We start from the raw sequence: 8647 nt of genomic DNA, 5'->3' as shown, positions 1-8647 counted from the left end.
CGTCTCTATTTTCAGCGCGGCTTCTTGGCTCTATCCTTTATGCAGCAAGCATTATAGGTACGTTGTCACCCGCTAAGGAAAAGAAATAATAAAAAAATACTCAGAGATATTATAGGGTAATCATATTTTAATTAAGGTATAATGGTGAGGTAAATTTTTTAAACATTTGACAGTATCATTCAAGCACAGCTCGTAAACTAAGGAAGGAAAATTGAGTGTGATGCTGATAGCCACCTAAGCACGAGCGCTGCGGTTCCACCTACTTGATTTATCTCCATCATGTGCTCTTGCCTAGGGCGCGTTTTCAAACTATAACCACAACAGAATGCAGGCGATCGTAATCATGGCTGTATAATTGGCAGCCAGCTTATCATATCGAATAGCGATCGGACTCCCTTGGTTGAGTAGGTTGATAGCACGTTAAATAATGTTCCGTTGCCAGTAGATTTCACAGCAGCCTTTTTCCCTCTGCCTGAGTGAGGAATACCTGCCGGGAGTCCATTCCCAGTTTAACTGCTTGTTGGTCGCCGAGCGCGTCTCCACCGCAACCCTGCCTCTGGCGGGTGCATTTTCTGTCATTTATCAAGTACAATTTATACCAAATTAGATGGGATTACCCTGACTAATAACCAATAAATATGGTTCACTTTAACGTTGGTTTCCAACACTTTAACTCTTTCGCTGATATTACGCTATCCCTGGCGAAAACTTTAGACCAAATGGGAATTCCTATTTCTGTCGAACCTTCAACAATTGCTTCTCAGATCAGCGACAATTCCACCACTGAAGAAAACCACCTGCTAGAAAAGTGGATGAACACGGCACCATCAGACTTATTTCAGATAAAATGGTCTCATTATTGGAAACCTTATTTTTTAAAAGAGCTCAAGGGACATCTCAATTTAGAACTTTTTGCTATTAATTACGAATTCGCTAACAACACTAATGATTATGATTACTGGATTTACGATGCTGTCAATAACTTATCCCACAAACTAGCCGTAAGCCAATATTCTAAAAACGTCTTAATCAAAGCTGGATGTCCGCCTGACAAAGTATCAGTCATGCCTCTAGGTTTCAATCCTTTAATATCGCAACTCTATTTTCCCAGACCGCAAAAAAACCAGGAAGATATAAAGTATATTCTGCACATGACCAATTCTTTTGATTTGTATAGATTTGGCACGGATCTTGCCATTCAAGCTTTTTGGGAAGAGTTTAGAGATGATTCTAACGTAGAGTTAATAATCAAAGATGGTGGTAAACATCCAGATGTTATAGTGGAGCATCTCGTAAATATCGAAAAACAATTAGGCAAGTTCAAGTCAAAAATTCGGATAATCCCTAAATTTTGTAATAAAGCAGAACTAGCTGATTTATACTTGTCAGCCGATGCTTTTTTAGCTCCCTTTCGCGGCGAGGGTTTTGCAATTAAAATTTTGGATGCCTTTGCAGCAGGTTTGCCCGTCGCTATGACTATGTACGGTGGCCCGACCGAGTACGCCAATACTGATAACTGCTATCCCATTGCTTACGATCTAATTCCCGTCGGAAAGTGTTACGATACTCAGTATCTAAAAATCAGAAATGATCCTCATTGGGCAGAACCCAATGTTCAGTCTGTTCGCGAACAGTTGCGAAAAATTGTGGAAGATCCGATGCGTTTTCAGGTAGCTCACAAAGCTAAAGAGACGGCGGATTTATTTAATTGGGAAGCTGCGACTCAAAAATTGTTAAGATTAATGCGAAAGTTGTTTTAGGAGCAGAAATTATGGGACTCGAACGCAAAATGTTTAGGGGAATGTTTTCGCCCGGGGAGGTTGTACGATTGAAACAGCCTTGTTTTACTCCCGGGCGATTGTTTGAGCCAGGAAAATATAAAGCTGATGAGTTGCCGGATATCGCTTTTGATATGGGTTTGGTAGACCATTTGCCACCAGTCAAAGGCAACAGTTCAGAACATCTCAATGTTCTGAACCCACCAGCTCAAAACCTTGAGGAATAAGCTCCCGTTTGTAGTAAGGACTTCAGTCCCAAAAAATCTCCTTTGTAGTAAGGACTTTAGTGTTGAAAATTAAAATAAATAATCAAAGACTCAAGTCCTGACTGCAAAAAAGATAAAGCCAATTTAACCATTTTCTTCTATCTGGGCAATTAACTCTTTCAAAACTTGACTAGCTTTGTCGTTCTCAATCTGACAAGTTCCGGCATTCTGGTGTCCACCGCCGCCATATCTTAGCATTAACTCCCCAATATTAGTTTGAGAAGTTTTGTTAAAGATTGACTTGCCAACTGCGAGAACAGTATTTTGTTGTTTCAGCCCCCAAAGTACGTGGATCGAGATATTGCACTGAGGGAACAAAGCATAAATTACAAAACGATTTCCCGCATAAATTACCTCTTCGTTACGCAAATCCAAAACAACTAAATTATTATAAACTTTTGCGCATCGGTGTATTTGCTCTTTAAATTTTTCTTCTTGCTCGAAGTAGAGATCTACTCTTTCTTTTACATCAGGAAGCTGCAAAATTTCATCGATGGTATGATTTTTGCAGTAATCGATTAACTGCATCATTAATTGATAATTGGAGACTGTAAATTCTTTAAACCTTCCTAAGCCTGTTCGGGCGTCCATTATGAAGTTCAACAATACCCATTCTTGCGGATGCAGAACCTCTTCTTGGGCAAATTGAGCAGAATCTGATTTGTCAACTGCCGCCATCATCGCCTCAGAAATATCAGGAAACTTTGCTTGGCCTCCATAATATTTGTACAGTACCCTAGCAGCAGAAGCTGCATAGGGATCGATGATGTGGTTGATTTTGATTTTCTCGTGTCTGAGAGTTTCGCTGAAGTGGTGATCGAAAGCTAGATGAACTCCCTCAACATATGGTAAATTGGTGCTAATATCGTTATTTGTTATTTCGATTTTCCCATCCTGCATATCTTTAGGATGCACGAATTTAATCTCGTCGATCATATCGAGTTCTTTGAGTAAAACGGCACAGACAAGACCGTCAAAATCGCTGCGGGTGACTAATCTGTATTTTTTAGTGAGTGGCATATGCTTATGTGATGCGGAGGAACTGATCACCAGCTAATATAACGTATTACCCGATCGCTTTCCAATATGAACGCAGACCCTTACGCTTGGATAGAGAAGGCCCTGGACACAGTTCGCCTTGCCGATTGGTATCGATCGCCCCAATCGCTCGAAAGTTCTCCCGGGCCTGTGGTAAAGTTAGCAGGCCACAGCCTGATTAACTTTGCCAGCAACGATTATCTGGGACTTGCCGGCCATGACAAGTTAATTCAAGCTGCTATGGCTGCAACTAAGGAATTTGGTACCGGTGCGACGGGTTCGAGGTTGGTCAGCGGACACCGCGATTTGCACCGACAGCTAGAACAAGCTATTGCTAATTTAAAACAAACTGAAGATGCTTTAGTATTCAGTTCGGGATATTTGGCGAATTTAGGGACGATCGCATCCGTTGTCGGCAAGCGTGATTTGATATTATCTGACAAGTACAATCATTCGAGCCTGAAAAACGGTGCCACACTCAGTAGTGCAACTGCCCTAGAGTACAATCACTGCAATCTTGAGGATTTAAAGGCCAAGCTAGAGCAAAATCGCGCAAGATACCGCAAGTGTTTAATTATTACCGATAGCGTCTTTAGCATGGATGGGGACTTGTGTCCGCTACCACAGTTGTTAGCTGTGGCCGAAACCTTTAACTGCATGGTATTAGTAGATGAAGCTCACGCTACAGGAGTTTTCGGTGCTAGCGGTGCCGGTTGTGCAGAACATTTCGGGTGTACGGGAACACCACTGATTCAAGTGGGGACACTCAGCAAAGCTTTGGGAAGTTTAGGTGGTTACGTTGCGGGCTCTGCTGCTTTAATAGATTTTCTGCGTAATCGAGCTGCGACTTGGATTTATACTACAGCATTGACGCCTGCTGATGCGGCGGCTGCTTTGGAAGCTGTGAGGATTGTACAGCAAGAACCAGAACGCCGAGTTCGGTTGCGACAAAATATTGAAACTTTCAAATATTGCGCCATTACCAATCACCAATTACCAATTAGCAATTCCCTCTCCCCTATTTTCAGTCTTCCGTTAAAAGATGCAGCCTCCGCTTTAACAGTCGGCAGCAAACTCAAGGAGATGGGTATTTTTGCTCCGGCGATTCGGCCTCCGACTGTAAGCGTGAGTCGCATTCGGATTTCGCTGATGGCAACTCACGAGCTCGCACACCTTCAGCAGTTGGTAGAGGCGCTGAAGCAAGTTGTGAGTTTTGAGTAAATGTTGAGTACGTCATAAGTATCTTACCCTTTGAGTAAATGTTGTCAGATGGGGAGAATTTCTACTTCTGCCTTCTGCCTTCTGCCTTCTGCTGCTCTAGTGTTGTGCTTTTTTTTATTGTCAAGATCTCGCTATTGACTTATGACCAATCTTATACAGGAGTTTGGTCGATCGGTCAACAACTGTAAATTTTTTGTAAATTTAGATACTTTTTGGAATTTAGCGCTATATTAGAGAAGTAGCAGGTACACCAAATTTAATATAAGGAACGTCCACCATGAACACAAATCGTCAAAACGTAAAAAAAGTAGCAGAAACCCACCGCGCTAACATTCACAAGCAACTGATGCACCGCATAGAAGTAGCGAGATCCAGTGGGAATCAAGATTTGGTTCGGGTGCTTGAAGAAGAAATGAGACAGCTGTAAAGAAGCTGCAATTAGAATTTGCCCGTAGTTTGGTTTAGAGGGTTGTGCGAGAAATGCAGAATTCCGGCAACCGCTACCTGTGAAGTTTTGACTCCTCTCTTAGTTGGTAGGAAAAACCCCGGTTTCTTTAAGAAACCGGGGTTTTTTATTGAGAAGGAAGAAGGAAGAGGGAACACTCCTGCACGCACAAACTCTATCTGTAGAGTGCGCCTCAGCCCACCGAGTCTGTACCAATAGCGGATTGAAACATTCATTTTTTGCCTAAGTTCTGAAGTCAGAACGAAGAAGCAAGAGGGAAGAACAAGACTTACGCTGGATTGCTTATATTTTGACAGTATCTGTAGTAATAAGGTGCGCCGAGGCGCACCCTACTCATAACTACACCACTAAAGCACCTGACAAATAGATTGAGCCTGCTAACGCCCCATCCCATCACCTTAACCAGTCCGGATCACTGACAAGTTGACAGTCGCGACTAACGACCAAACTCAATAATAAGCGAACGAATAACGTACACTCATGTGTGTGCTATTGGCTGGAAAATTGAGCAATTTTTTAGGGAACTCAAGCAATTAACAGGGAGAAAATCTTGCCACTCCGGTCAAGCTATAATTAAAACAAATCATATTGCTTGTCATGAACTTGTGTGGCTTAGGTTCTCAAAAGTTTAGCGGATAAAAATGGTAAAATAATAAATAAAATTAAACGCTGGCTGCTATTAAGTTATTTAATTGAGCAACTAAAACTTCTTGTTCGATGTTTATTGTATAATTTTTTGGTGCTGGTACACCGAGCTGTGACAGTTGCGTAAGTCCTGGTAATATTAAAAATCAATTGAGATAGATTTTCAGGGTGGATTAGGAAAGGCAGCTTTGCCAAAATTTAAAACTAGCAAAAATGCTTAACAGAAATAAGTTAAAAGCTATAAAGCTGAACCTCATGGTCGCGACAGCAAAATCCCCAAAATAATAGGTAAATTTGATGGCGACAGACATCCGACACGAGCCGGAAAACGGCTACCACTCAGAACCAACTCAGCCTTCCCTAAGAGAAAATCTGAATAGGCGATCGCCCATGCGCCTCCAGAGAAGCCTGAGTTCTATTGAAACCTGGGGCTTTGGCCTGAGCGGTCATATCGCATGGGTAACGATTGCACCACCAATGTACGCGGCTCTGGGCCCCAATGCAATTTTCGTCTGGCTGCCCGCGGTGCTGTTGGGGGTAATGCTGAACCTGCAAGTGAAACGCTTAGGGGAACATTGGCCAGAAATGTCCGGGGGAACACCCAACTATATCACCAGGCTACTGAGGAACTATCCCTCTCTGGGTCGCTATGCGGCGTTCGCTTACTTCCTGAGTTGGGTAGTATATCCATCAGTGAATGCGATCGTCATCACAGACCTCATCCAAGCTAACCTGGAACCCTTGGGCATTCCGTGTCCCAGAACAATTCTCATAGTTGGATTCACGCTGATCGCTTATATTGTGGCATTTAGCGGCACTCGCGCTCTAGGAATACTGCACGCATTTTTCGTGTTCCCAGCAATTGGATTTCTACTGGTGTTTGGCATTCAAGGGATGGGATGGTTAGCTTTATCTCCAGAGAGTCCCGGACTTTTCCCCAGCAGTTGGCCAAGCTTAACCTTTGTGGACTGGGCGAAGTGGTCGTGCTTCGCGATCTACGCTACTTGCGCCTGCGAAACCGCTTCTTCCTTTGTCGCCGACAGCCGTCGTCCCAGTGAAACTTTGCGGTTTCTGAACTTAGCTGCAGCGCTAATTGTGCCCATATTTCTAGCCAACTCCTGGGTACTAATGCGCTTAGCCACCGCTGAAGGACTGGGGGAAGACTCGTTTAAGAATTTATCAGCAGCAGCCGTACCATTTTGGGGCCCGTCAGCTTCCTTAATCGTGACACTGTTGCTAGCTTCAAGCTGTTTTCTAGCTTGCGCCACTGCTGTTTCTAACTCTCCCCGAATTTTGTACCAACTCGCTCTAGATGGATATGTTGCACCCGTTTTTGCGATCGTTTCCCGACGAGGAGTTCTGCAACCAGGCTTGATATTTTGCGTTTTAATTAATTTGATCGGTTTACTTTGGATAGATATAACTCGGCTATTGGTGATTGGTTGTGTTGCCTTCATCGTAATGTTGATGTCACTCTATCTCGGGCTCTGGCTGCGGCGAGGATCTCCAGAAGTGCGATGGCCTTGGTGGGCATTAGGATTCTTGATTTTTGATGGTGTGGTGTTGCTGGTTGGAGGCTTAGCTTGGAGTCGGGAAGATGTGCTGATTGGGTTGCTGTTTCCTGTGGTTATTTTCGTAGTGGATGCGGCTATCCGTCGCATTCCCTTTGCACCGTTTCATCCAGAATGGTGGATTCAGCGTTATCGGCAAGATCGCAAGAGCTTGATACCAGATTTTGTGGCGTTTCAGGTTGTAGTCGCGATTTTACTGATTTGTAGCGCCGTTACGATCGGGTGGTTGTTTGGTATTCCCTTAGAGGCTAACTCAAGTCTTGCCTCTAATCTTTTGGTAGTGCTAGTCTTGAGTATCACCTTTGTTGGGGTAGCCGTTGCCTGTTGGACGAGCATATCCCAGGTTGTCTTAATGGACGAGGCACGAGAGGGAGCTGAACAGCTTTTTACCATAGCCCTAGATGCTATTGTAGTGCTGGATGAAAAAGGTGTAATTCGTCAGACTAATCCTGCTGCTGAAAGCATCTTCGGAATTGATATTACAAGGCTAATTGGGTCTTACCTGAACAAATTACTACCCGGATTAGCGGCTCAGCCAGAGCAGTGGCTCAGTCGCAGCGAACAAACCCTCAACTTACCCGATGGAAACTCGCGCATCCTCGAAGTTGCCATCTCAAACCGATTCTCTCAACAAGCTTCTCTTTCCAATCAGGATCTGCAAGAATATGTGGCGATCGTGCGTGATATCACCGATCGCAAGCAAGCCCAAGAAGCACTACAAAAAGCTAATGAGGAACTAGAAATCAAAGTCGAGGAGCGTACATCTGAACTCACCCATACGGTGCAGCAATTGCAGAATGAGATTGAAGAGCGCCAGCGGATAGAAGCAAATCTCAGAGCGATGCAAAATCAGATTGTTGTCCAAGAAAAACTAGCTTCTCTGGGCAGTTTAACAGCAGGGATTGCCCACGAAATTAGAAACCCCTTAAACTTTGTCAACAATTTCTCAGAACTTTCTGCTGAATTAACCCAAGAACTGTTTGAAAAAATTGAAAATCAAGCAGAACGTTTAGATCCGGAAACCAGTGAGGATATTGCCGAGCTATTAACCGACCTCACAGCTAATCTTAAAAAAATTAATCAACACGGTCAAAGAGCAGACAAAATCGTTGGCAATATGCTTTTGCATTCGAGGGGACAAAGCGGTCAGTGGGAAGCTACAGATATAAATAGTTTATTGGCCGAATATATCAATTTAGCCTATCACGGAATGCGAGCCAAAGAACCTGCTTTTAACATTACCATAGAAACCGACTATGACAATGACATTGGCGAAGTAGAGGTCGTGCCACAAGACATCGGCAGGGTTTTTCTTAACATTATTAGCAATGCTTGTTATGCAGCCTATAAAAAGAAACAAGAAATCGGAGAAGTATTTTCACCGCTGCTTGACGTTAGAACTCGAAATATTGGTTCCGCGAGTGAAATCCGCATTCGCGATAATGGCTCAGGTATAAAACCAGAGGTACTCGATAAAATTTTCAATCCCTTTTTTACTACAAAGCCACCAGCGGAAGGTACTGGTCTAGGTCTTTCCATTAGTCAGGATGTTATCGTCCAGCAACATCGAGGAGAACTAAAAGTCGAAACAGAGGTAGGAAATTACACAGAGTTTATAATCATATTGCCCAAAAAAAGTAGCCGAAATTAAGGAGTCAACAA

General features: G+C 43.4%; 6 protein-coding genes. 5 read left to right on the top strand and 1 reads right to left on the bottom strand.

Translation table 11 applies throughout. The features are described from left to right. Nucleotides 1-638: 638 nt before the first annotated feature. Nucleotides 639-1760: a glycosyltransferase family 4 protein gene (locus tag QUA38_RS11170; protein WP_333161730.1), complete on the top strand. Its 1122-nt coding sequence runs from the start codon at nt 639-641 to the stop codon at nt 1758-1760. A gap of 11 nt (nt 1761-1771) precedes the next feature. Next, complete coding sequence (locus QUA38_RS11165) at nt 1772-2005, top strand: hypothetical protein (RefSeq protein ID WP_333161728.1); 234 nt, start codon at nt 1772-1774, stop codon at nt 2003-2005. A 123-nt stretch (nt 2006-2128) separates the two neighbouring features. Here the strand turns inward: QUA38_RS11165 and QUA38_RS11160 are convergent, their stop codons facing one another. Continuing rightward, the gene (locus QUA38_RS11160) at nt 2129-3064 is read right to left on the bottom strand and encodes an exopolyphosphatase (protein ID WP_333161726.1); all 936 of its coding nucleotides are present in this window, start codon (nt 3062-3064) and stop codon (nt 2129-2131) included. A 66-nt stretch (nt 3065-3130) separates the two neighbouring features. Between QUA38_RS11160 and bioF the strand changes: the two genes are divergently transcribed. From bioF to QUA38_RS11145, 3 genes are all read left to right on the top strand, one after another. Further along, entirely contained in the window at nt 3131-4303 is a 1173-nt protein-coding gene (gene bioF / locus QUA38_RS11155) for an 8-amino-7-oxononanoate synthase (RefSeq protein WP_333161724.1), read from the top strand. A 277-nt stretch (nt 4304-4580) separates the two neighbouring features. Next, complete coding sequence (pirA, locus tag QUA38_RS11150) at nt 4581-4730, top strand: arginine synthesis PII-interacting regulator PirA (RefSeq protein WP_172185012.1); 150 nt, start codon at nt 4581-4583, stop codon at nt 4728-4730. A gap of 981 nt (nt 4731-5711) precedes the next feature. After that, the gene (locus QUA38_RS11145) at nt 5712-8636 is read left to right on the top strand and encodes an ATP-binding protein (RefSeq protein WP_333161723.1); all 2925 of its coding nucleotides are present in this window, start codon (nt 5712-5714) and stop codon (nt 8634-8636) included. Nucleotides 8637-8647: the final 11 nt, after the last annotated feature.

This window comes from Microcoleus sp. Pol12B4 (assembly GCF_036701385.1).
Lineage (GTDB): Bacteria > Cyanobacteriota > Cyanobacteriia > Cyanobacteriales > Microcoleaceae > Microcoleus.
Note: the sequence above shows the minus strand (reverse complement) of the source record. Positions and strands in the feature narration are given on the sequence as shown.

Bases quoted from the DNA above. Each gene is read 5' to 3' on its own strand.
- QUA38_RS11165 (WP_333161728.1), top strand. From the start codon at position 1,772: ATGGGACTCGAACGCAAAATGTTTAGGGGAATGTTTTCGCCCGGGGAG.
- QUA38_RS11145 (WP_333161723.1), top strand. From the start codon at position 5,712: ATGGCGACAGACATCCGACACGAGCCGGAAAACGGCTACCACTCAGAA.
- pirA (WP_172185012.1), top strand. From the start codon at position 4,581: ATGAACACAAATCGTCAAAACGTAAAAAAAGTAGCAGAAACCCACCGC.
- bioF (WP_333161724.1), top strand. From the start codon at position 3,131: ATGAACGCAGACCCTTACGCTTGGATAGAGAAGGCCCTGGACACAGTT.
- QUA38_RS11170 (WP_333161730.1), top strand. From the start codon at position 639: ATGGTTCACTTTAACGTTGGTTTCCAACACTTTAACTCTTTCGCTGAT.
- QUA38_RS11160 (WP_333161726.1), bottom strand. From the start codon at position 3,064: ATGCCACTCACTAAAAAATACAGATTAGTCACCCGCAGCGATTTTGAC.